Below are 20,811 nucleotides of genomic sequence, written 5' to 3'. Positions count from 1 at the left end.
CGCATCCCAGGGGAGCACCATGCACGACCACCAGGACGGACCCGACCGCCGGCACCGGCGTCCCGAGGGCGTCGACGACAAGACCGTCGAGGCCCTCGGAGCGCTGTCGAAGGCCCTGGAGACCACCGAACGCGCCCGCGGCCATCTGTACGGCTTCCACCAGCTCACCGGCGGGGCCGACCTGGAACTGGACCGGGCGGTGCGGTTGCTGCGCGAGGCGGGGCACCCCGAGTGGGCGGACAAGGTCGAGGCCGAGATCCTGGGCCGCAACGTCATCCCGGGCCACTGGACGTTCCAGATCGTCGAGGCCTACAACGACACGTACTACCGCCCGTTCCAGCAGTTGGAACGCAGTGCGGTGAGCGAACTCGCCCAGGGCCGGGACCACCTCTGCGAGGCGGAGATGAAGGAGGACCGCCGCACCAGCGGGCACCCCGACCACACGGCGCGCCCCCCGGCCGCCGGGGCCTGACCCGCATCCCGGCCGGAGCGCCGCACGGCGCCCCGGCCAGAGAGAAAGGCGAAGCCCGTGGGAAACAGTCCCCTGAGGGACCGGACTGTCGTGGTGACGGGCGCCGCACGGGGACTGGGCGCCGCGCTCGCCCACGAGGTCGCCCGGCGGGGCGCCCGGCCCGTCCTCCTCGGACACGAGAAGGACCTGCTGGACGACCTGGCCGGGCGCATGCCGACCCGGGCGCTCGCGATCGAGGCGGACGTGACCGACCTCCCGGCCCTGCGACGGGCCGCGCACGAGGTACGCCGGCGCCTCGGCACCCCGTCCGTCGTGATCGCCAACGCCGGCATCGCGGCGGGCGGCCTGTTCACCACCACGGACCCGGCCGAGTGGCGGCGGGTGATCGACGTCAACCTCACCGGGAGCGCCCAGACCGCCCGCGTCTTCCTTCCCGACCTCCGGGCCACGGCCGGCTACTACCTGCAGATCGCCTCCCTGGCGTCGCTCGGCGCCGCCCCGCTGATGAGCGCCTACTGCGCGTCCAAGGCGGGGGTGGAGGCCTTCGCGCACGCCCTGCGCGCCGAGGTCGCCGCCCACGGCGTCGCCGTGGGCATCGCCTACCTGAACTGGACCGACACCGACATGGTGCGCGACGCCGACCGGTACACGGTGCTGCGCGAGCTGCGCGGCCACATGCCGGGACCCGCCCGGCGGGTGTACGACGTCACGGAGGTCGCCGGCCGGATCGTCCACGGTCTGGAGCGCCGCCGTACCGCCGTGTACGCACCGCCCTGGCTCCGGCTCGTGCAGCCGGTGCGTGCCGTCCTGCCCCCGCTGGTCCTGCGCGCGGCCCGCCTCGGCCTGTCCCGCCTGGAAGCCGAGGATCCCCTGGAGCCGACGGGACTCCTCGGCGCCGGAGGGGACGCCGACCGAGCGGCGAGCGGACACGCCCCGTGAACCGCCGGGAAGCACCTGCGCGGCACACGGACCGAGCCGGCACCCCGCCCCCACCCACCTCAGGACGGCGTCCATGCAGACGTTTCTCCCCGATCCCGACTTCCGCTGCTCCGCCCTGCTCCTCGACCGCCGCCGCCTGGGCAAACAGCGGGTCGAGGCGCTCCAGGTGCTGCGCGGCCTGACCGTCCCCGGATACGGCTGGCGCCGGCACCCGGCCGTGCGCATGTGGAGCGGGTACGACGAGGCACTGGTCCGCTACGGCCTCGAGGTGTGCCGGGTCTGGCGGGAGCACGGACACCAGGACGGCTGTGCCGCCTCCCTGGTCGCCGGATACGCCGCGCACCGTCCGGGCGCGCCTGTGCGTGACCAGGCCGCCCTCGCCGAAGCGGGGGAACTGCCGCCGTGGCTCGGGGACGAGGCCTTCCATCTCAGCCACCGGTCCGCGCTCGTCCGCAAGGACCCGGAGACGTACGCACCTGCCTTTCCCGGAGTCCCCGGCGATCTGCCCTATGTGTGGCCGTCGTCCGACCGGGAGGGCCATGACCTGTCCCCGCGTCCCTGACACTGGTTGGGCGGCTGCATCGGGGGCAGGCGTTTTGCCGGGACGCGGTCTGCGGTCCGGGCGGTATGGGGAGGGCTGGTGTCCAACGTTCCTACGGTGGTGAAGACCCGTGCGGGCCACGCTCTGGTGGCCGTGTTCCACGGGGAGATGGATTACCTGACCGGGCCCATGTTCCGCACGGAGTTCCTGAGCCTGCTCGATTCCGGCGACCGGTTCGTCGTACTGGACGTCGCGGGGGTGCCGTTCTGCGATTCCGCGGGACTGAACGCGCTGCTGGCGGCCCATCGGCATGCGAAGGAGATCGGTGCCGAGCTGGTGCTGGCCGCGCTGCCCGAGCAACTGCGACAGCTACTGAGAATCACCGGCGTCGACGAGATCATCGACATCTACGACTCCGCCCAGGAGGCGGCGGCGGCCGCCGACGGCTGACCTCGTTCCGGCCTCCGTCACTCCGATGGCCGACCCGTGCCGCATTTCCTCGGCCCGCCGCCCCAGTTCAGCACCTTTTCGAACGCGTGGGCGGGCCTGATGCGCCATCAGACGGGTAAGCGCCTGTTCTCGACGGCATCAAGGAAGGGGCAAGCCATGTCAGTGGAACCCGAACCTGCCGGAGCGGAACTGGCGGCGGAACACGTCGCCGCATCGATGATCCAGTTGTGGCAGCGGGCTCATGAGGACGTGGCCCCGACGGTCGCCGAGGAGCAGATGCGCGGTCTGCTCGCCCTGGAGGGTGAGCAGGCCGGCCCGGAGAGGATCGCCAGGGACCTCGGCGTCAGCCTCGCCTCGGTGCGGCACCTGCTGGACCGGCTGGAGCGGCGCACGCTGGTGCGCCGGGTCCCGCCGGGGGAGTTCTGTCTCACCGGCGCCGGCAAGTGCGTACTGGAAGCGACGCGGCAACGCCGCCGACAGCTCCTGGAACAGGTCCTGGTGACGGCCGCGCCGCAGGACCGCCCGGTATTGCGGGACGCCTTCAACCAGCTTTACGGCCTGGTGAGTCCGCTGGCCCGGGTGCCGCGCAGCCGCTCACCTCTGTGAGGTGTCAGGTGGATATCGAAAAGGGCCTTCCCGGAGTCGATCCGGGAAGGCCCTTTTCGTATGACGCGGAGAAGCGCTTCAGTGCTTGAAAGCGTCCTTGGTCTTCTCCTTGGCCTCGCGGGCGTCCCCCTTGCTCTTTTCCGCCTGCCCCTCGGCGGCCATGCGGTCATTCCCGACGGCGCTGCCTACGGCTTCCTTGGTCTTGCCCTTGGCCTGCTCGGTCTTCGCCTTGGCCTTCTCGTCGGCAGTCATGGAACAGTGCCTCCTCGTAGCTTGTGTGCCGCTGTCGCGGTAACCCCCTCGTGCCCCGGCTTTCCCTTCACAAACAGGGGACCGGTGAAGAATGAAGGGAAGTCCGCAGGGCATCCGGAGGTCAGGAGGTTGATAAATATGGTTCCCCTGCTGCTCGTTCTGCTTCTCGCCCTGATCCTCTTCGGTGCCGGTTTCGCCATCAAGATTCTCTGGTGGATCGCCATCGCCGTCCTGGTGCTCTGGCTCCTCGGTTTCGTCATGCGCTCCACCAACTCCGGCGGTGGTCGAGGCCGTTGGTACCGATGGTGATCTGATCCGCACGCACGCACCCCGCGCAGGGCCCGGCCGGTACGACGGCCGGGCCCTGCGCGTGTCGCCGGTACCGGTCGCCCAGGCCCTTCTCGACGAAGCCGGGCTTTCCCGGCTCCGGCGGGATGAAGGAGCGGCCCCGGTGCACCTATGCGGTCTCGTCTACTACATCACCCAGGGCGCCGTACGGCTCTAGTACGGCGAGGCCGGCCACACAGCCGCCGACGCCCCACCAGCCCCACGGGGGCAGCCGCCGGTGCATCAGCGGGGCGGCGACGAGCAGCGCGAAGGGCAGTTCCAGGATGAACAGCGGCTGGACCAGCGCGAGCGGGCCGTTGATCAGGGCCAGGCTCTGGAACAGCGCGGCGCAGATCACGCCCGCCATGCCGCTCCCGCGACGGCGCACGCCGCGGCCAGTTCGATCACGACCGTCTCCTGCCCGCGGCAGACCTCCGGAGGGAGGACCGGGCCTTTCCAGCCTATGGACTTTGGGGTCCGAGCGCCGGGTGTGACCGCGGGCGGCAGGCGCCGTTCTCGCCCGGACGGGCTATACGCCCGTTTCCGGGGTATCTGCCGGGCAGAACCGGTCGGGTGGCGCTGGAGGAGTGCATGACGCAGGCGGTCCGCGAGATCATGACCAGCAATCCGGTCGCGGTGGCACCGGACACCCCGGTGTGCGAGGTCGCGGCCCGGATGCGGGACGAGGACATCGGCGCGGTCCTGGTCTGCGCCGGCCACCGGCTGCGCGGCCTGGTCACGGACCGGGACCTGACGGTGCGGATCCTCGCCGAGGGCGGGGACGTCACCGGGCGGACGGTCGCCGAGGCCTGCAGCAGCGAGTTGGTCACCGTGGCACCGGACGACGACGTGGACCGGGCCGTACGGCTGATGCGGGGCAAGGCGTTGCGCCGGCTGCCGGTCGTGGAGGACGGGCGCGTGGTCGGGATCGTCGGTCTGGGCGATGTGGCCGTGGAGTACGACCCCGAGTCCACGCTGGGGGTCATCAGCGCGGCCGGCCCCACCCGGTGAAACACCGGCGGGACCGGCGTGCTCAGCCGCCCCAGACCGACCAGGAGGCCGTGCCGTGCGCGGTGACGAGGACGGCGAGCACGACGAGGTCCGCGATGCCCAGCCCCAGGCCCAGGAGCGCCCGGAACCGGCGTGGGGTGTCCCGGCGCAGGGCCATGACGGCCAGCACGATGGCGACGGGGCCGAGGACGAGGTTGAGGACGAGCAGTCCGACGAGCCCGAGGACGAAGGAGGCCACGGCCATGCCCTCGGTGTCCCGCCGGCCCGTCCGGGGTGAGGGGGGCGCGGTCAGTCGCATCGTCACGCCCTCCTCGTCCGGTTGCGGCGCCGCCGCTCGCGTCCCGCGAAGACGACGAGCCAGAGGGCGATGAGCGAACCGACCGCCAGGGTGACGGGCCAGGGGAGATAGGCCGCCGACCCCACGACGATGCCCAACAGGAGCAGGGCGGCGATCAGGAAGAGCACGGCTGCCTCCCCGGGCCGGTGACGAGGGGCGCGGACTCCTGTCGGTGCACCGGCTTCTGCGGCCGTTTCTTCAACGCGTTCATGACATCGCCGGTTACCCGCGAGTGGCCGCCTCACGCAGCGGTCCGTCGTCCGGGCGCGCTCCTGACGGGGCGACAGCGCACGGGTGGCCGGATCGCATGCGTTCGCGGGGTGCGGGCCGCACGGGCTCAGTCCGTGCCGCCCGCCCGGCGCTCGGCCATGGCCGATCCGGCTGCCCGGTGCCCGCCCGGCGCTCCGATCCGCCCGCCGGCGTTCAGGTGGCGCGGGTGCCGCCGCCCCGGCGGATACGGCCCAGCAGATCCCGGTGGTAGGCCGCGATCCGGCCGCCCGGCACCGGTGCGGGGCTGCCGGCGAGGGTGTACCAGATGTCGCTGCCGGACTGCTGGACGGCGACGCGCACACTGTGGCCGTCGGAGCGGAGGATGGTCGCGACGGTGAGGTCGCCGGTGATGACGCCGACCTCGTCGGTCATCGCTCCGCCGGGACCGGCCGTGACCCGGTCGACGTAACTGTTGATCGTGGGAGGGTTGTTCATGAGGCGCAGGTTTCCATCAACGCGACCCGCGCGCCCGCACCGCGCAGGGGTCGCGCGCGTGTCTCCCCGTGTTGGGTGTGCGGCCGGTGCGCCGGCGGTGTCTCACCCGAACAGCGGGAACCGGTCCGCCGCCGGCGTCTCCAGGTACCGGCCGCGTAGCTGGCCGGAGTCGAGGGGGAGGGTGTGTGCAGGGCCACGAGAGCGCGCTGGGCGTCCTGGAGGCACTGGAAGACGAGGTCGCGCACCGCCCGGCCCGTGCAGCCGGTCGGCAGCCAGGACTCCTCGTCGCCGAGGCCCGCGACCACCGCCGAGACGGCTTCGTACGCCGCGCGCGGGACGAACGCCGGGCCGGTGCGCGAAACCCCGGGCGTCGGGGGCCGGTCAGTCGCGAGCCGTGTCCCGGTACGGCGCCCGGGCCAGCTCGTGGACCTCGCCGACCGTGCCCCACTCGTTGCCGCCCAGCCGGGACAGCGGGCGCAGCAGCTCGATGTCGGGGCGGCCGGCCACCAGCGCGTCCTCGTGGACGGCGGCGTGCACGACCCGGCCGAACACGACCGTCGAATCCCCCAGCCGCAGCGTCGAGTGCAGCGTGCACTCCAGGGCGACCGGGGAGGCGGCCACGCGCGGCGGCCGTACTCGCAGCGAGGGCTCCCGCTCGATGCCCACGGCATCGAACTCGCTCCGGTCCCGGGGGAAGTCGGTCGCCGTCGCGTTGATCTCGGCGAAGAGCGGCTCGGGCGCGAAGTTGACGACGAACTCGCCCGTCGCCTCCGCGTTGCGCAGGGAGTCCTTGCGGCCCACCGAGGTGAACTGGACGATGGGCGGGTCGGTGCAGGCGACGGTGAAGAACGAGTGCGGAGCCAGGTTCGCCGTCGCGCCGTCCGGCGTCAGCGTCGAGACCCACGCGATCGGCCGGGGCACGACGACGGCCGTGAGGAGACGGTAGAAGGATCCGGGATCCATGGCATCCGGTGAGTAGTCGACACGCATGACAGCACGCTAAGCGGTCACCCACGCGGGCCGCACCGCCACCCCCGCACATCGCGTACACACAGTGTGTGCGGTGCGCCCGGGTGCACCGGTCACACCCGCCCGGGGACCCCGGACCCCACCCGCGTCCCGTCCGCGCCCGCTCCGCACCCACCGGGCCCACGGTCCGCGCACGGAGTGACCCCGGACCGTCGTACGCCGGTCCGGGGCCGCTCGTCCGGTGCCGCCCGCTGGCCGGGCCGTCGGGCGATCAGGCCGCGAGGCGCTCCGCGAGCTGCTTGGCCCTGGTGGCGGCGGCCGCGAGGGCCTGGTCACGGGAGGCCTCGTACAGCGGGACCAGCTCGGCCATCGCCGGGTTCTGCGACGCCATGGTCAGCTCCGGCACGATGAACTCGAGGTCCAGGCCGAGGGCGTCGGCGAGGACGGCCTTGAGGTAGTTCTGCACGAACTCGTACGACTCGCGCGGGGTGCCCGGCGCGTAGGAGCCGCCCCGGCTGGCGACGACGGTCACCGGGGTGCCCTTGGCGGACGGGTTCGGGCCCCCGGTGCGGCCCATCAGGATGACGTTGTCGAGCCACGCCTTGAGGGTCGAGGGAATCGTGTAGTTGTACATGGGAGCGCCGATCAGTATGGCGTCGGCCTGCTCCAGCTCCTCGATCAGCTTGACGCGCTCGGCGAAGACGGCGGCCTGCTCCGGCGTGTGCGTGGCCGGGTCCGTGAAGCCGGCGAGGTGCGCCTCGGCGGTGATGTGCGCGACGGGCTGCGCCGCCAGGTCGCGGTAGATGACCGTGCCCTGCGGGTGCTCCTCCTCCCAGTGCTTGCGGAAGGCCTCCGTCACGACGCGGGAGGCCGACGCCTGGGTCGGGAAGACGGAGGAGTCGATGTGCAGCAGAGTGGCCATGGATGTCTCCAGTGAGCGAAGCGAGGCGGCAGTGGAACGAGGCAGGGCAACCCGACATGCAGCGCCGCGGCTGACCTTTCGTACTGGACTATTTCTAACACAGGGACTTACTTTTTCTCATCCCCCTACGGAGAAGTAGTACCCTGAGGTCATGGCGGACGAGAACCACGACAGTGCGGCCTGCAAGCGGGTGGACGACGGCATCACCCGCGTCTTCCAGTTGCTCGGCAAGCGCTGGAGCGGCCCGATCGTGGCCGTTCTGGTGGAACAGCCCGCGTACTTCAGCGACCTCCGGCGGGCCGTCCCCGGCATCAGCGAACGCATGCTGTCCGACCGGCTCGCCGAACTCGGCGCGGCCGGACTGGTCCTGCGCGAGGTCGACGAGGGCCCGCCGCTGCGGGTTTCCTACCGGCTGACGACGGCCGGCGCGGCCCTGGAACCCGCGCTCCGCGAGCTGGCGGAGTGGGCCAAGGTCCACCTGCCGGAGGCGTCGGCGTGCCCGGAGACCAGCCTGGAACCGCCGTCCCGGACACGGATCTAGGGCCCGGGTTCCTCGTCCGGATCAGGCCGGCTCCCGCAGACCGCGCCTCGCGGCAGGATCGGGCGGGCAGGCCCTGACCCTCAGTCGACCGGCCAGGTGTGCACCGGCGCGTTCAGATGCATGTAGTCCATGTAGAGCTGGGCCATCCGCCGCAGCGCCTCGTGCCGGCCGGCGCGCGTGGCGGTGTCGAGGCGGTGGAACATCTCCTTCTGCCAGACCGCCCCGTTCCGTGCCGTCACACAGCGCTGCTCGATGATCCCGAGCAGCGGCTCCCGCCACGCGTCGTCCATGCCGGAGCGCTCCAGCCCGCGGTGCGCGAGCGGCAGCAGCCGCCGCAGGACCAGCTCCGGCACCGGCACCTCGCCCATCCCGGGCCAGTACAGCAGGGCCTCGATGCCGTGCCGGGCGGCGGCGTGCAGATTGTCCTCGGCGGCCGAGAAGGACATCCGTGACCACACCGGCCGGTCCTCCTCCACCAGGGCCCGGGTGAGCCCGTAGTAGAAGGCGCCGTTGGCCAGGGTGTCGGCGACGGTCGGTCCGGCCGGCAGCACCCGGTTCTCCACCCGGATGTGCGGTACGCCGTGGGTGACGGCGTAGACCGGGCGGTTCCAGCGGTAGATGGTGCCGTTGTGCAGCGTGAGTTCGCCCAGCTCGGGGGTGTCACCGCGGTCCAGCGTCTCCGCCGGGTCCTGCTCGTCGCACAGCGGCAGGAGGGCCGGGAAGTAGCGCAGGTTCTCCTCGAACAGGTCGAAGACGCTGTTGATCCACCGTTCCCCGAACCACACCCGGGGCCGCACCCCCTGCACCCTGATCTCCTCCGGCCGGGTGTCGGTGGCCTGCTCGAACAGCGGGACACGGGTCTCGTGCCACAGCTCCTTGCCGAACAGGAACGGGGAGTTCGCGGCCAGCGCGACCTGGACCCCGGCGATCGCCTGGGCGGCGTTCCAGTAGGGGGCGAACTCCTCCGGGGAGACCTGGAGATGGAACTGCGTGCTGGTGCAGGCCGCCTCCGGGGTGATGGTGTCCGCGTACGTGCGCAGCCGGTCGACCCCGTCGATCTCGATGCGCAGGTCCTCGCCGCGGGCGGCGAAGACCTGGTCGTTGAGGAGCCGGTAGCGGGGGTTCTCCGACAGTGCCCCCTCACCGATGTCCTCCTGGCGCAGCGTGGGCAGGATCCCCACGGTGATCAGACGGGCGCCCACCGACCGGGCCCGCTCGTCGGCGTGGTTCAGCGCCGCCCTGATCTCCGACTCCCAGGCGTCGGGGCCGCCCGCGGTCAGCCGCCGCGGCGGGACGTTGATCTCCAGATTGAACCGGCCCAGCTCGGTGGACCAGGCGGGGTCGGAGATGGCATCCAGCACGTCGCTGTTGCGCATCACCGGCTCGGCGCCGTCGTCCACCAGGTTCAGCTCGATCTCCAGTCCGACCTGTGGCCGCTCCGACTCGAACCGCGCCTCGCGGAGCATCAGCGCGAGCGCGTCCAGGCAGGCGTGCATCTTGATCCGGTACCGGCGGCGGTCCTCGCGGGTGAACACGAGCGCCGGGACGTCACGCCCCATCGACCCTCCAGGGTCCCCTCGACGGACACCTCTCCACCCAGCGTCGCACCACCGCGCGACCCGCACCAAGCGGGTCGCCGCCGCGCACACGGCCGTCACCCCGGGCCGCCCGCCCCGGAGGGCCCCGCACCGGCGGCGACGCGCCGCTCCGCCGGGTTCCGTCTCACCCGGCCGGACCCCTCCGGATGGCCCGCGGACGCCCGGCGGCGCAGGGTCTGAACCAGGCCGGTCGGGTCGTTGGGCGGCCGGTCCGAGGCGGGGAACGGTGCATCCATGCGCTCGGGCCGTTCCCCGCCGCGCCGGGCCGCCTGGCTCTGGCCGGCGCGGGCCCGCGCGCTCCGGTGACGATGCCGTCCCTGCTGCGGCTGATAGGGACGCCGGTACGGACGTATCGACGCCGAGTGACACGTGACCCCGCCGGCAGGCGCAAGCTCCCACCCCTGAGCGCGGGCCGGGGTGATTGTCAGTGGGTCCCTCTACGGTGTGGAGCAGTGAGGACCTGCGGGAACGGCCGCCGGTCCGTCCTGGGGGAGGGGGCTGCCATGTCCACGGCGTGCACGGTGTCGACGACGTATCTGGAGCTGTCGCAGGAGGGCCAAGGTGCCCACAAGTTCTACGAGGTGACCGTCGACGGCCTGGTGGTGACCGTGCGGTACGGCCGGATAGGCGCTGCCGGGCAGACGCAGACGACGACGTTCACGACGGCGGAGAAGGCGCGGGCCGCCGCCGCGAGGAAGGTGGGGGAGAAGGTCCGCAAGGGGTACGCCCCGGCCGTCCCGGGACAGCGCGCCCCGCGCGCGGTGACCCGCCGTCAGGTCAGTTCGGCCCCGTCCACGGCGCGGGCGGTGGCACCGGTGCTGTGGCGCTTCCGCACCGGTTCCGCGGCGTTCGGCATCCATGTCGACGACGAGCGCTGCTGGGTGGGCAACCAGTCGGGTGACGTCTACACCCTGGACCACGAGGGCGCCGTCCTGGCCCGGTTCGGCCTGCCGGACGGCGTCAAGTGCCTGGTCGCCGACGACTTCTGGATCTACGCGGGCTGCGACGACGGCAAGGTGTACGACCTGTCCTCGAAACTGCCCTTCGCCGCCTACGACATCGCCGCCGATGTGGACATCTTCTGGCTGGACATCCACGAGGGCGTCCTGGACGTCTCGGACCGCGCGGGCCGGCTGACCGTCATCGACCACGAGGACGAACACCAGTGGTCCCGGCGCAGCCAGGGCGAGCACGCGTGGATGGTGAGGGCCGACGACCGGGCCGTCTACCACGGCCACCACCGGGGCGTCACCGCCTACGCGCCCGACGGCGGCGGCGAACTGTGGCACACCCCCACCCGGGGCGGCGTGCTCTTCGGCTGGCAGGAGGAGCACGCCGTGTACGCGGGCACCGCGCACCGGGTGGTGCAGCGGCTGTCCAAGGAGAGCGGTGCCATCGAGGCGACGTACGCGTGCGACAGCAGTGTGTACTCGTGCGCCACCTCACCCGGCGGCCGGTTCGTCTTCGCCGGTGACGCCGCGTCGTCCGTGTACTGCTTCGACCAGGACGGCAGGTGCCTGTGGAAGCTCGGCACGGGCAGCGGTTCGGCGCTGTCGATGCAGTACCACGACGAGCGCCTGTACCTGGTGACCACGGACGGATCGCTGGTCTGCGTGGACGCGAGCGAGGCGGCGGTCTCCGCGGCCCAGCGGGGCACGGTGCCGGTGGTGCGGGACGTCAAGCTGGCCGCCGCCCTGCCGACGTACGCGCCGGCCACGGCCGTGACGGCGGTGGCCACGGTCGCCCAGGCGCCGGCCGGAGCGGTGGTGGTCGAGTGCGTGCGGGAGGCCGGCCGGGTCCGGGTGCACGTGCTCTCCGACGGCTACGACGCCTCCTGGAACGTCCAGTTCCCCCGCGCGATACGGGAACCCGGCGCGCGGTACGTCGTCGACGCCCTGCACCCCGCGGCGGGTGGCTTCTACCGGGTCCGGGGCGACATCCGGCGCCTGCTCTGACAGCACGTCGTACCAGGTCCGCGTGCGGCGCGGACGGCGGCGGTACCGCCGTCCGGCCGGTGGCGCCTGCCGGGTCAGGGGCGCGTGGCCGCCGTCCGGTCCAGGACCTCCCGTGCGACGGGGAGCACGGCGGCGCGGTCCGCGGGGACCAGGCCGATGCGGGTGCGGCGGTCCAGCAGGTCGGACTCGTCGAGGGCGCCCTCGTGCTCGACCGCCCAGCGCAGTTCCGCCCGGGTCACGGGGTGGCCGGGCAGGGCCGGCTCGGCCAGGGCGGGGTCCCCGGCGGCGAGGGCGTGGACGGCCGCGGCCTCGGTGCCGTAGCGGCGGACCAGGTGCGGGGGCGCGGACAGGGCACGCAACCGGCCGGGGGAGGCGGCGCCGACCAGCGGCAGCGCGGCGGTGGGGGAGGGGCCCGTGCGCAGCCCGCGCGCGCCGGCCGCGGCGTCCACCGCGTCCTGCGCCATCCGCCGGTAGGTGGTGAGCTTGCCGCCGACCACCGTGGTGACACCGTCCGGCGAGGTCAGTACGGCGTGCCGGCGCGAGATGTCGGAGGTGCGGGCCGGTGCGCCGTCCCGGCCGTCGATTCCGGAGGTGTCCAGCAGCGGGCGCAGTCCGGCGAACGCGCCGACGACCTCGTCCCGGGCCACCGGGGTGTCCAGGACGGAGCCGAGCACGTCCAGGAGGAAGCCGATGTCGGTCTCGGGGACCTCCGGCACGTCCGGGATGCCGCCCTCGACCGGCTCGTCGGTGAGGCCGACGTAGACCCGGCCGTCCCCCTGGGGCAGGACCAGCACGAAGCGGTTGGTCTCCCCGGGGATCGGGACGTGCAGGCCGGCCGGCAGGGCACCGAGCCGTTCCGAGCGCAGGACCAGGTGGGTGCCGCGGGAGGGCCGAATGCGGATGCCGTCGGCGAGGGCGCCCGCCCACACCCCGGTGGCGTTGATCACGGCGCGGGCCCTGATCTCGCCCTCCTCGCCGGTGAGTTCGTCCCGGATCCGGGCACCCGTCCCGGTCAGCTCCAGGGCCCGCACCCGGGTCAGCACCCGGGCGCCGTGTGCGGCGGCCGTGCGGGCCAGGGCGGTCACCAGGCGGGCGTCGTCGGTCACCCTGCCGTCCCAGGACAGCAGCCCGCCGCGCAGCCCGGCCGCTCGGACCGAGGGCGCCAGGTGCCGGGCCTCCGTCGCCGACAGCCGGCGGGGCGCGGGCAGCACCCGCCGTGGGGTCCGGGCGGCCAGCCGCAGCACGTCCCCGGCCCGGAACCCGGCCCACGCCAGCGAGGCCTGGGCCCGGGACACCAGCGGGGTGAGCGGCAGTACGAACGGCTGGGCGGCCACCAGGTGCGGGGCGGTACGGGTCATCAGGATGCCGCGTTCGACCGCGCTCTCGTGAGCGACGTCGAACTGGGCGGAGGCGAGATAGCGCAGCCCGCCGTGGATGAGCTTGGAACTCCAGCGGGACGTGCCGAACGCCAGGTCGTGGGCGTCCACCGCGACGACGTCCAGTCCGCGGGCCGCCGCGTCCAGGGCGGCTCCGGCCCCGGTGGCGCCGAGCCCGACGACCAGGACGTCGGCCGTCCGGCCGTCCGCGGCCTCGGCCAGTTCCCGGCCGCGCCGGTGTGCGCTCAGGGACGAGCCGGGCGCGGCCTCGGTGTGGCTCATGGCGTCAGGGTCCTCTCCAGGAGGGTGCGCAACTCGTCGAGGAACGCGCCGGAGTCCAGCTCCGGGTCGTCCTCGTCGGTCATCGTGCGCAGGGACAGGGTGAAGGACTGCACGGTCAGCAGCAGGGCGCGGGCCTGCCGTTCGGTGTGGCCGGGCCGGACGGACCCGTCCGCGTGCCCCTCGCGCAGGGCGTCGGTCAGCAGCGCGAGCAGGGCCTCCTGGCTGGCGCCGCGCCGGTCGAGCACGTAGGGGAGGAGCAGTTCGGGGTCGACGTCGATGATCTTGCGGAACAGGGGGTGCGCCCGGAACGCCTCGACGCCGCTCACCAGTCCGTCCACGATCCGGGCGCGGGTGGCGGTGCCGGGAGAGGGCTCCGGTATGGCCCGGCCGGCCACGTCGACCCACTCGCGGGTCATCAGGTCGCCCACCAGGGTCCGCAGGTCGGGCCAGCGTCGGTAGAGGGTCATCCGGGAGACACCGGCGCGCCGGGCGACGTCGGCGAGGGTGGTGCGCCGTACCCCGACGGCCAGCACACAGTCGCGCACGGCGTCGAGGACGTGGTCGCTGTCGGAACCGTTGTGACGAATAGGCGTCATGTGTCACAGTGTAACGCCCTGGGGGCCGGACGGAAGCGGCCCGCGCCCCCGGGACGGCAGCCCAGCCCGCGCACCGCGCACACCACCGCGCACACCGACCTGTGAGGACGACCGTTCAATGGACATGCTGTGGAACGGCTGGGGCGACCCGGCCAAGGCGGCACCACTGCCCGAGACGGTGACCGGCCTGCTGCGCGACCTGCTCGGCGTCACGCCCCGCACGGCACCCGCGCCCGCCCTCACGGACGTCCGCCCGCCCGCCCCGACGGCCCGCCCCGCCGCGCTGCGGGCACTCGCCGAGGCCGCCGGCGGTGAGGAGCACGTGCGCACCGACGCCGAGACCCGCGTCCGCCACACCCGCGGCAAGTCCACCCCCGACCTGCTGCGCATCCGCGCCGGCGACTTCTCCGACGTCCCGCAGGCCGTCGTCCTGCCGGGCAGCCACGACGAGGTCCTCGCCGTGCTGCGCGCCTGCACCGCACACGGCCTGGCCGTCGTCCCCTTCGGCGGCGGCACCTCGGTCGTCGGCGGACTCGCCCCCCAGCGCAGCGCGTTCGTCGCCCTGGACCTGCGCCGCCTGAACCGCCTGCTCGACCTGGACCCCGTCTCGCGCACCGCCGTCCTCCAGCCCGGCCTGCGCGGCCCCGAGGCCGAGGCGCTGCTCGCCGAACAGGGCTTCACCCTCGGCCACTTCCCGCAGTCCTTCGAATGGGCCACCATCGGCGGGTTCGCCGCCGCCCGCTCCAGCGGTCAGGCCTCCGCCGGCTACGGCCGCTTCGACGAGATGGTCCTCGGCCTGACCCTGGCCACCCCCGAGGGCACCCTCGAGACCGGCCGCGCCCCCCGCTCCGCCGCCGGGCCCGACCTGCGCCAGCTCATCCTCGGCTCCGAGGGCGCCTTCGGCGTCATCACCTCCGTCGTCGTACGGATCCGCCCGCTGCCGCGGACCCGGGTGTACGAGGGCTGGCGGTTCCGCTCGTTCGAGGAGGGCGCCACGGCGCTGCGCCGGCTCGCCCAGGACGGGCCCCGCCCGACCGTGCTGCGCCTGTCCGACGAGACCGAGACGCTCATCGGCCTCGCCCAGCCCGACGCGATCGGCGCGGGGGCGGGGCAGAGCGACGCCGGATGCCTCGCGATCGCCGGGTACGAGGGGACGGCCGAGGAGACCGCGCGGCGCCGGGAGCGGGCGGCGGCCGTCCTGACGGACTGCGGCGGCACCCCCGCCGGCACCGAACCCGGCGAACGCTGGGCACACGGCCGCTACTCCGCGCCCTACCTGCGTGACGCCCTGCTCGACGCCGGCGCCTTCGCCGAGACGCTGGAGACCGCGGCGTTCTGGTCCCGCATCCCCCGCCTGTACACGGCCGTCCGCACCGCCCTCACCGACACCCTCACCCTGGCGGGCACCCCGCCCCTGGTGATGTGCCACATCTCCCACGTGTACGAGAACGGCGCCTCGCTGTACTTCACCGTCGTCAGCGCCCAGGGCGAGGACCCGGTGGCGCACTGGACGCCCGCCAAGCACGCCGCCAACGAGGCCGTCCTGGCCGCCGGGGGCACCATCTCCCACCACCACGGGGTCGGCACCGACCACCGCGACTGGTACGTCCGCGAGGCCGGCCCGCTCGGCGTCTCCGCCCTGCGCGCCGTCAAACACCGCCTCGACCCCGACGGGCTCCTCAACCCGGGTGTCCTGCTGCCCACCGACTGACCCCACCGATCCGACCGCCTGCCTCGAAAGGCACACCGATGCGACAGTTCACCGCCGTCGTCAATCCCACCGCCGGCGGCTCCACCGGGGCGGCGACCCTGCTCCAGCTCGCCCGGCTGCTCCGCGAGGCCGGCGCCGGGCTGGAGACCCAGTACAGCCACAGCCTCGCCCACGCCCAGGACATCGCCCGCACCGCCGGCGAGCGGGGCCGCGTCGTCCTCGCGGTCGGCGGCGACGGCATCGCCGGCGGCATCGGCGGCGCGCTCAGCGGCACCGGCACCGTACTGGGACTCGTCCCCGCCGGACGCGGCAACGACTTCGCCCGCGCGCTGCACCTGCCCGCCGACCCGGCCGCACTCGCCGGCGTCCTGCTGCACGCCGAACCCCGGCCCGTCGACACCATCGAGGTGGAGTCGGCCGTCCACCCGCGCACCGTCGTGCTGGGCAGCGTGTACGCCGGGGTCGACGCCGAAGCCAACCGGCACGCGAACAACGCCCGGCTGCTGCGCGGCGCCGCCTCCTACTACGCCGGGGGCCTGCGTGCCGTCACCACCTGGCGGCCGGCCGGGTTCCGCGTCACCGTCGACGGCACCGAGCACGTCCACAGCGGGTACACCGTCGTCGCCGCCAACTCCGCCTACTACGGTTCCGGCCGGCTCATCGCGCCGGACGCACGGGTCGACGACGGTCTGCTCGACATCGTGATGATCCGAGACGCGCCGCGCCGGCTCTTCTTCACGCTCATGAACGAACTCAGGTCCGGCGCCCACGTGAACCGCCCCGAAGTGCGCGTCGTGCGCGGCCGGGAACTGCGCATCGAGGCCGACCGGCCCGTCCCCTACGGCGCCGACGGCGAGGTCGAGGCCACCCTCCCGGTGACAGTGCGGGTCCGCCCCGCCGACCTGCGGGTGCTGTACTGACCGCTCGCACCGCCGGTCCGGGGCCCGGGTCCGAGCCGCCACCGTAACGAACGGAGCCCGGGCGGGCGGCGCGGCCGGCGCGTGCGGTTCCCCCGGCGACCGGGTGCGAAGCCGCTCAGTCCCGCAGGGCGTCGCTGACGCTCGGGTAGCAGGGGATGAGGGTGGTCAGGCCCACGATCTCCAGGGTGCGCAGGACGGTTCGACGGACGCAGGCCAGGCGCAGCCAGCCGACCGGTCCATGGGCCTGGTGCGCGGCTATGAGGACGTTGATACCGCTGGAGTCCATGAACGCCACGCCGCTGAGGTCCGCGACGGTACGCGCCTTGTCGGCGAGGTCGTCGGGGGTCAGGGCCTGGCGGAGCGTGCCTGAGGTGTGATGGTCGACCTCGCCGCTCACCGTGACCACGGTGACACCGTCGACGGTGGCCCGATCGACCGACAGCGGGCCCGCTTCCGTCTCTTCGTTCGTGTGTGCCACGTGTTCTTCGTCCACGCTCGCCGATCCTTGCCCAGAGCTTTCTCCCCGGGAGGCTGCCCCGGATCGGGCAGAGGATGCAGGCGGACCCCCGACCGTCCGGCACGGATGTACCGGGTCCCCTACAACCTCCGGCGTCCCTGGTGTGTCCAGTACACGACGACCGGGCCGGCCTGGCCCGGTCACCGCCTCTTTCCGCCCCGACGAGGAGTCTCACCGTGCGCTCACCCCTCCGCCCCGCGGCAGCGGCGATGGCCGCCGCGATCGGCATCGGCGTCCCCGCCCTCGCCGTCCCCCTGGCGCACGCCGACGACCTCGCCCCCGACCTGGTGGTCTCCGCGCTGCCGGCCGCCTCTCCCAAGCCCGGTGACGTCTACGACCAGAGTGTCACCATCACCAACAGGGGCACGGCCCCGGCGGACGGCGTCACCTTCCGGGTCCGGCTGACCCGCGGACTCGACTTCCCGCAGCACGCCGACGGCTGCACCTACTCGACCGTCGCCGACCACGTCCGGCAGGCGCTGTGCGAGCTGGACACCGTCGTCCGGCCCGGCGCCACCCTCACCACGCCCGTGCGGTTCAAGGCCCTGCCCGAGGCCCTGATGGAGTCCGTCGAGTACGGCACCAGCCCCACCGGCGCGGCTCCGGGTGAGGGCTTCGACGACAGTTACCACCGGCTGGCCCTGACCGCGGACAGCACGGCCGACCTGGTGGCGGAGGGAGACGAGGCGGAGGGCGCTCCCGGCAGCCGGGTCACCGTCACCGCCACCCTGCGCAACAACGGCCCCGGCTGGATCCTGAACCAGGAGAGCGATGACCAGCCGGCCCTGATGGTGCGGATCCCGCCGGGCACCGTGGCCCGGGAAGTACCCGAGGACTGCGCGCCGTTCGGGATCGACGGCCCGACCGGACCCTCGGAGCCGGGCCGTCCCAAGTACGTCTGCTGGCCCGTCGACCACACCCTCGTCGTCGGCCAGTCCCTCCGTTACACCTTCGTCCTGGAGATCGGGAAGACGGCACAGGACACCCAGGGAGAGGTGACGGCCACCTCGGTGTACGGCATCCACCCGGCGTTCGACAAGAACCCCGCGAACGACACCGCCCTCCTCTCCGTCGACGTGCCCGGCGGCGGCGGGCCGGGCACGAACACCTCGGGCGGCACCACGACCGGCGGCACCACCACCGGTGCCACCACGACCGGCGGCACCACGTCCGGCGGGGACACGGGCAGCGGCGGTGCCGGCACGGAGGGCCGGGGCAACGACCCGCACGGCCAGTCGACCGGCACCACCGGCACCACCGGCACGTCCGGCAGCTCGGGCACCTACGGATCGGCGTCGACGACCTCCGGTACGGGCACCGGGACCGGCGGCACCCTGGCGGCGACGGGCAGCGACGGCATGCCGCTGCTGGCCGCCGCAGCGGTGGGCGCGACGGCCCTCGGCGGCCTGGTACTGGTGGCCGTACGCCGCCGGAACACCAAGTGACACGGCCGCGCACCTCCGTCGAGCGCGCGTAGGGCCGCTCCCCGCACCCGGCATGCGATCTCGACAACCGGTACCGCATGGCGGAATATGGCTACCGCACAACGGAAAGGGGGGGCGGGTGTGCGGCGGTCCGGCGGTCTCCGGTGGTGGCGGACCGGCACCCCGGCGCCAACCGCCTCCGGACCGGGCGGGGCGTCGTGTGCCGGGACGGTGAGCCGCCGGGCTCGTGCCGTCGTGGGCTCGGCGCGCGGTTCCCGCCGCCCCTCAGGGAGTCGAACGTGCCGTTGGTCGCGCTGCGCCGGGGTGGGTGCGGGCAGTTGTCGGCCGCGGGGCGCCGGGGGCCGAGCGCGCCCCGGCCGCCGACACGGCCGACCATCCCGCCCGCCGCGGCGGGCGGCGGTGTCATGAGATGCCTCACCTGTGAATCGCGTGTGGATCTGTGCGGTTCCGGCCGCGGCTTTGTTAGATTGCGCAACTACGCGACCGAGAGGGCACAGCGCCTCTCGCCTGCCCGTACACCGCCGCACCCGCCGGCCGTCCCTGCGACGGCCCGGCCCGGCGGGCCCGACCGTTCAGGGGAGTGGAAAATGAGCGACCCGTGGGACGGGCCGGCCGGCCAGGCCACGCGCCGCCGTGGCGACAGGGTGCCCGGGCAGCGCACGGCCATACCCGACGCGGCGCGACTGCCGGGCGGCCGGGCCGCCGCTCGACCGGCCCCCGGCACGCGCGAGAGCTCCCGCCGCGCCCGCCCGGTGCGCCGCGGCCGACGGGTGCTGAAGATCCTCGGGGTCTGCCTGTCCACCCTCATCCTGATCACCGCCGGCGCCGGCTGGTGGTTCTACCAGCACCTGAACGGCAACATCCACAGCATCGCGCTGGACGGCAAGGGCGGCGCGGAGCAGGCCGACGCCTTCGGCCGCACCCCGATCAACATCCTCGTCATGGGCTCCGACGGCCGCACCAGCGCGACCGACTGCTCACTGGGCGGCGGCTGCTCGAAGACCGGAGTGCAGACCGGCAGCAACGCCGACGTGCAGATGGTGCTGCACATATCGGCCGACCGATCCAACGCCACCGTGATGAGCATCCCCCGGGACACCATGACCAGGGTCCCGGCCTGCAAGAACAGCGAGACCGGCAAGTCCACCGCCGGGTACTACGGACAGGTCAACAGCGCGCTCCAGTACGGCCCCGCCTGCCAGGTGGCCACCGTCCACCGGCTCACCGGCATCCCCGTCGACCACTTCGTCAAGCTCGACTTCTCCGGCGTGGTGAAGATGTCCGACGCGGTCGGCGGTGTCTCCGTGTGCGTCAACGCCGACGTCTACGACACGTACTCGCACCTGAAACTCTCCGAGGGCACCCACACCCTCAAGGGCGTCGCGGCCCTGGAGTTCGTCCGCTCCCGGCACGGCTTCGGGGACGGCAGCGACCTCGGCCGTACGATCTCCCAGCACATCTTCCTCAGCTCGATGATCCGCAAGTTCAAGAGCGCGGGCACGCTCACCGACCCCGGCGCGGTGTACGGGCTCGCCGACGCCGCCACCAAGGCGCTGACCGTGGACGACGGCCTGGGCTCCATGAAGAAGCTGATCGCGCTCGCGGGCGACGTCAACAAGGTCCCGGCCAAGCGGATCACCTTCGCCACGATGCAGACGGCACCCGACCCGGGCGACGACAACCGTGTGGTGGTCGGGCCGGGCGCGAAGACGCTGTTCTCCACCATCGCCCACGACCGGCCCCTCAGCACCGGCTCCGGTGGTAAGTCAGCGGTGGCCTCCGCGACCGCCAAGGCCGGCCCCTCCGCCGTACCCGCGTCCGAGATCGCCGTGACGGTGGAGAACGGCACCCGCGTCACCGGCCGCGCCTCCGCCGTGGCGGACGCCCTCGCCGGGCAGGGCTTCGGCTCCGGTACGACCACGGGCAACGCCCCGAGCCCCGCCACGACCACCACCCTCGCCTACGGCACCGGCCGGAAGGCCGCCGCGCAGACCGTCGCCAAGGCACTCGGCCTGCCCGCCTCCCACCTCAGGCAGGGCACCGGCAGCGGTCTGACCCTGGTGGTGGGCGGCGACTGGACCAGCGGCGACGACTACCCCGGCGGCTCCTCCGCGCCCACCGACACCGGCACCGCCGTCTCCCACGCCCACGCCTCCACCGCCGACCAGGCCAAGACCTGCGCCAAGGTGAGCCCCTACAAGACGGTCACCCTGCACGGCGTCTCCATGACACCGTCCCAGGCGTACGCGGCGGCCCGGAACAAACCCGACTCCGACGGCTGAGCGGCACGCGCGGACGCGTCGCGGTCGTGGAGGGTTCGTTCCGGGCCGGGGGAACCG

At 73.4% G+C, this 20,811-nt stretch carries 23 protein-coding genes and 1 pseudogene; 13 read left to right on the top strand and 11 right to left on the bottom strand.

Going from position 1 to position 20,811, the window contains the following annotated elements:
- The first annotated feature begins 19 nt into the window (after nt 1-19).
- From D9753_RS01810 to D9753_RS01790, 5 genes are all read left to right on the top strand, one after another.
- On the top strand, nt 20-472 hold the full coding sequence (locus D9753_RS01810; RefSeq protein WP_121785409.1) for a hypothetical protein: 453 nt from the start codon (nt 20-22) through the stop codon (nt 470-472).
- 57 nt (nt 473-529) lie between these two features.
- Nucleotides 530-1,411 carry an SDR family oxidoreductase gene (locus tag D9753_RS01805; protein ID WP_121785408.1) on the top strand — a complete coding sequence of 294 codons (882 nt, stop codon included), beginning with the start codon at nt 530-532 and terminating at the stop codon, nt 1,409-1,411.
- 73 nt (nt 1,412-1,484) lie between these two features.
- Nucleotides 1,485-1,973 (top strand): MSMEG_6728 family protein, encoded by a 489-nt coding sequence (locus tag D9753_RS01800; protein ID WP_121785407.1) that lies wholly within the window; start codon nt 1,485-1,487, stop codon nt 1,971-1,973.
- A 78-nt stretch (nt 1,974-2,051) separates the two neighbouring features.
- Nucleotides 2,052-2,402, top strand: a complete 351-nt coding sequence (locus tag D9753_RS01795; protein ID WP_163010587.1) for an STAS domain-containing protein — start codon at nt 2,052-2,054, stop codon at nt 2,400-2,402.
- A 156-nt stretch (nt 2,403-2,558) separates the two neighbouring features.
- Complete coding sequence (locus tag D9753_RS01790; RefSeq protein WP_163010586.1) at nt 2,559-3,008, top strand: helix-turn-helix domain-containing protein; 450 nt, start codon at nt 2,559-2,561, stop codon at nt 3,006-3,008.
- A gap of 78 nt (nt 3,009-3,086) precedes the next feature.
- Here D9753_RS01790 and D9753_RS01785 read toward each other — a convergent pair whose 3' ends face one another.
- The gene (locus D9753_RS01785) at nt 3,087-3,260 is read right to left on the bottom strand and encodes a CsbD family protein (protein WP_121785404.1); all 174 of its coding nucleotides are present in this window, start codon (nt 3,258-3,260) and stop codon (nt 3,087-3,089) included.
- A 138-nt stretch (nt 3,261-3,398) separates the two neighbouring features.
- Between D9753_RS01785 and D9753_RS01780 the strand changes: the two genes are divergently transcribed.
- Nucleotides 3,399-3,569 (top strand): hydrophobic protein, encoded by a 171-nt coding sequence (locus D9753_RS01780; protein WP_121785403.1) that lies wholly within the window; start codon nt 3,399-3,401, stop codon nt 3,567-3,569.
- A gap of 178 nt (nt 3,570-3,747) precedes the next feature.
- Here the strand turns inward: D9753_RS01780 and D9753_RS01775 are convergent.
- Nucleotides 3,748-3,957, bottom strand: a pseudogene (locus D9753_RS01775) (DMT family transporter); the annotation flags it as partial.
- A 221-nt stretch (nt 3,958-4,178) separates the two neighbouring features.
- Between D9753_RS01775 and D9753_RS01770 the strand changes: the two are divergent.
- Nucleotides 4,179-4,598, top strand: coding sequence for a CBS domain-containing protein (locus tag D9753_RS01770; RefSeq protein ID WP_121785402.1), 420 nt, complete (start codon nt 4,179-4,181; stop codon nt 4,596-4,598).
- A 22-nt stretch (nt 4,599-4,620) separates the two neighbouring features.
- Here the strand turns inward: D9753_RS01770 and D9753_RS01765 are convergent, their stop codons facing one another.
- The 5 genes from D9753_RS01765 to D9753_RS01745 form a co-directional block, all read right to left on the bottom strand.
- Nucleotides 4,621-4,896, bottom strand: a complete 276-nt coding sequence (locus tag D9753_RS01765) for a DUF4190 domain-containing protein (protein WP_121785401.1) — start codon at nt 4,894-4,896, stop codon at nt 4,621-4,623.
- A gap of 2 nt (nt 4,897-4,898) precedes the next feature.
- Entirely contained in the window at nt 4,899-5,063 is a 165-nt protein-coding gene (locus tag D9753_RS36290) for a hypothetical protein (protein WP_163010585.1), read from the bottom strand.
- A gap of 295 nt (nt 5,064-5,358) precedes the next feature.
- Nucleotides 5,359-5,640, bottom strand: coding sequence for a hypothetical protein (locus tag D9753_RS01760; protein WP_121785400.1), 282 nt, complete (start codon nt 5,638-5,640; stop codon nt 5,359-5,361).
- Nucleotides 5,641-6,021: 381 nt separating this feature from the next.
- The gene (locus D9753_RS01750; protein ID WP_121785398.1) at nt 6,022-6,630 is read right to left on the bottom strand and encodes a flavin reductase family protein; all 609 of its coding nucleotides are present in this window, start codon (nt 6,628-6,630) and stop codon (nt 6,022-6,024) included.
- Nucleotides 6,631-6,880: 250 nt separating this feature from the next.
- A complete protein-coding gene (locus tag D9753_RS01745) occupies nt 6,881-7,531 on the bottom strand; it encodes an FMN-dependent NADH-azoreductase (protein WP_121785397.1) in 651 nt (216 codons plus the stop codon).
- Between the two features lie 151 nt (nt 7,532-7,682).
- On the opposite strand from D9753_RS01745, the gene D9753_RS01740 reads away from it, so the two are divergent.
- Nucleotides 7,683-8,072, top strand: coding sequence for a winged helix-turn-helix transcriptional regulator (locus tag D9753_RS01740; RefSeq protein WP_121785396.1), 390 nt, complete (start codon nt 7,683-7,685; stop codon nt 8,070-8,072).
- An 80-nt stretch (nt 8,073-8,152) separates the two neighbouring features.
- Here the strand turns inward: D9753_RS01740 and D9753_RS01735 are convergent, their stop codons facing one another.
- Nucleotides 8,153-9,631 carry a glutamate-cysteine ligase family protein gene (locus D9753_RS01735; protein ID WP_121790835.1) on the bottom strand — a complete coding sequence of 493 codons (1,479 nt, stop codon included), beginning with the start codon at nt 9,629-9,631 and terminating at the stop codon, nt 8,153-8,155.
- 542 nt (nt 9,632-10,173) lie between these two features.
- Between D9753_RS01735 and D9753_RS01725 the strand changes: the two genes are divergently transcribed.
- Entirely contained in the window at nt 10,174-11,625 is a 1,452-nt protein-coding gene (locus D9753_RS01725) for a WGR domain-containing protein (protein WP_121785394.1), read from the top strand.
- 74 nt (nt 11,626-11,699) lie between these two features.
- On the opposite strand, the gene D9753_RS01720 is transcribed toward D9753_RS01725, so the two are convergent.
- Together D9753_RS01720 and D9753_RS01715 are read right to left on the bottom strand one after the other, a co-directional pair.
- Entirely contained in the window at nt 11,700-13,283 is a 1,584-nt protein-coding gene (locus tag D9753_RS01720; protein ID WP_121785393.1) for a glycerol-3-phosphate dehydrogenase/oxidase, read from the bottom strand.
- Nucleotides 13,280-13,879 carry a TetR/AcrR family transcriptional regulator gene (locus D9753_RS01715; RefSeq protein ID WP_121785392.1) on the bottom strand — a complete coding sequence of 200 codons (600 nt, stop codon included), beginning with the start codon at nt 13,877-13,879 and terminating at the stop codon, nt 13,280-13,282. The genes D9753_RS01720 and D9753_RS01715 overlap by 4 nt, the downstream gene beginning before the upstream one ends.
- A gap of 118 nt (nt 13,880-13,997) precedes the next feature.
- On the opposite strand from D9753_RS01715, the gene D9753_RS01710 reads away from it, so the two are divergent.
- Both D9753_RS01710 and D9753_RS01705 read left to right on the top strand, forming a co-directional pair.
- Nucleotides 13,998-15,590 carry an FAD-binding oxidoreductase gene (locus D9753_RS01710; protein ID WP_121785391.1) on the top strand — a complete coding sequence of 531 codons (1,593 nt, stop codon included), beginning with the start codon at nt 13,998-14,000 and terminating at the stop codon, nt 15,588-15,590.
- A gap of 38 nt (nt 15,591-15,628) precedes the next feature.
- Nucleotides 15,629-16,510 (top strand): YegS/Rv2252/BmrU family lipid kinase, encoded by an 882-nt coding sequence (locus tag D9753_RS01705; RefSeq protein WP_121785390.1) that lies wholly within the window; start codon nt 15,629-15,631, stop codon nt 16,508-16,510.
- Nucleotides 16,511-16,625: 115 nt separating this feature from the next.
- Here D9753_RS01705 and D9753_RS01700 read toward each other — a convergent pair whose 3' ends face one another.
- Nucleotides 16,626-17,003: an STAS domain-containing protein gene (locus tag D9753_RS01700; protein WP_240467996.1), complete on the bottom strand. Its 378-nt coding sequence runs from the start codon at nt 17,001-17,003 to the stop codon at nt 16,626-16,628.
- A gap of 200 nt (nt 17,004-17,203) precedes the next feature.
- On the opposite strand from D9753_RS01700, the gene D9753_RS01695 reads away from it, so the two are divergent.
- Both D9753_RS01695 and D9753_RS01690 read left to right on the top strand, forming a co-directional pair.
- Entirely contained in the window at nt 17,204-18,472 is a 1,269-nt protein-coding gene (locus D9753_RS01695) for an LPXTG cell wall anchor domain-containing protein (protein ID WP_240467995.1), read from the top strand.
- A gap of 587 nt (nt 18,473-19,059) precedes the next feature.
- Complete coding sequence (locus D9753_RS01690) at nt 19,060-20,754, top strand: LCP family protein (protein ID WP_240467994.1); 1,695 nt, start codon at nt 19,060-19,062, stop codon at nt 20,752-20,754.
- Nucleotides 20,755-20,811 lie beyond the last annotated feature (57 nt).

The organism is Streptomyces dangxiongensis (assembly GCF_003675325.1).
In the GTDB taxonomy this organism is placed as follows: Bacteria; Actinomycetota; Actinomycetes; order Streptomycetales; family Streptomycetaceae; genus Streptomyces; species Streptomyces dangxiongensis.
This window is presented reverse-complemented; position numbering and strand designations above follow the sequence as displayed.

Excerpts from the sequence above, each read along its gene's own strand:
- D9753_RS01810 (WP_121785409.1), top strand. The coding sequence starts at position 20 with ATGCACGACCACCAGGACGGACCCGACCGCCGGCACCGGCGTCCCGAG.
- D9753_RS01800 (WP_121785407.1), top strand. The coding sequence starts at position 1,485 with ATGCAGACGTTTCTCCCCGATCCCGACTTCCGCTGCTCCGCCCTGCTC.
- D9753_RS01790 (WP_163010586.1), top strand. The coding sequence starts at position 2,559 with ATGTCAGTGGAACCCGAACCTGCCGGAGCGGAACTGGCGGCGGAACAC.
- D9753_RS01785 (WP_121785404.1), bottom strand. The coding sequence starts at position 3,260 with ATGACTGCCGACGAGAAGGCCAAGGCGAAGACCGAGCAGGCCAAGGGC.
- D9753_RS01780 (WP_121785403.1), top strand. The coding sequence starts at position 3,399 with ATGGTTCCCCTGCTGCTCGTTCTGCTTCTCGCCCTGATCCTCTTCGGT.
- D9753_RS01770 (WP_121785402.1), top strand. The coding sequence starts at position 4,179 with ATGACGCAGGCGGTCCGCGAGATCATGACCAGCAATCCGGTCGCGGTG.
- D9753_RS01765 (WP_121785401.1), bottom strand. The coding sequence starts at position 4,896 with ATGCGACTGACCGCGCCCCCCTCACCCCGGACGGGCCGGCGGGACACC.
- D9753_RS01760 (WP_121785400.1), bottom strand. The coding sequence starts at position 5,640 with ATGAACAACCCTCCCACGATCAACAGTTACGTCGACCGGGTCACGGCC.
- D9753_RS01750 (WP_121785398.1), bottom strand. The coding sequence starts at position 6,630 with ATGCGTGTCGACTACTCACCGGATGCCATGGATCCCGGATCCTTCTAC.
- D9753_RS01745 (WP_121785397.1), bottom strand. The coding sequence starts at position 7,531 with ATGGCCACTCTGCTGCACATCGACTCCTCCGTCTTCCCGACCCAGGCG.
- D9753_RS01740 (WP_121785396.1), top strand. The coding sequence starts at position 7,683 with ATGGCGGACGAGAACCACGACAGTGCGGCCTGCAAGCGGGTGGACGAC.
- D9753_RS01735 (WP_121790835.1), bottom strand. The coding sequence starts at position 9,631 with ATGGGGCGTGACGTCCCGGCGCTCGTGTTCACCCGCGAGGACCGCCGC.
- D9753_RS01725 (WP_121785394.1), top strand. The coding sequence starts at position 10,174 with ATGTCCACGGCGTGCACGGTGTCGACGACGTATCTGGAGCTGTCGCAG.
- D9753_RS01720 (WP_121785393.1), bottom strand. The coding sequence starts at position 13,283 with ATGAGCCACACCGAGGCCGCGCCCGGCTCGTCCCTGAGCGCACACCGG.
- D9753_RS01715 (WP_121785392.1), bottom strand. The coding sequence starts at position 13,879 with ATGACGCCTATTCGTCACAACGGTTCCGACAGCGACCACGTCCTCGAC.
- D9753_RS01710 (WP_121785391.1), top strand. The coding sequence starts at position 13,998 with ATGGACATGCTGTGGAACGGCTGGGGCGACCCGGCCAAGGCGGCACCA.
- D9753_RS01705 (WP_121785390.1), top strand. The coding sequence starts at position 15,629 with ATGCGACAGTTCACCGCCGTCGTCAATCCCACCGCCGGCGGCTCCACC.
- D9753_RS01690 (WP_240467994.1), top strand. The coding sequence starts at position 19,060 with ATGAGCGACCCGTGGGACGGGCCGGCCGGCCAGGCCACGCGCCGCCGT.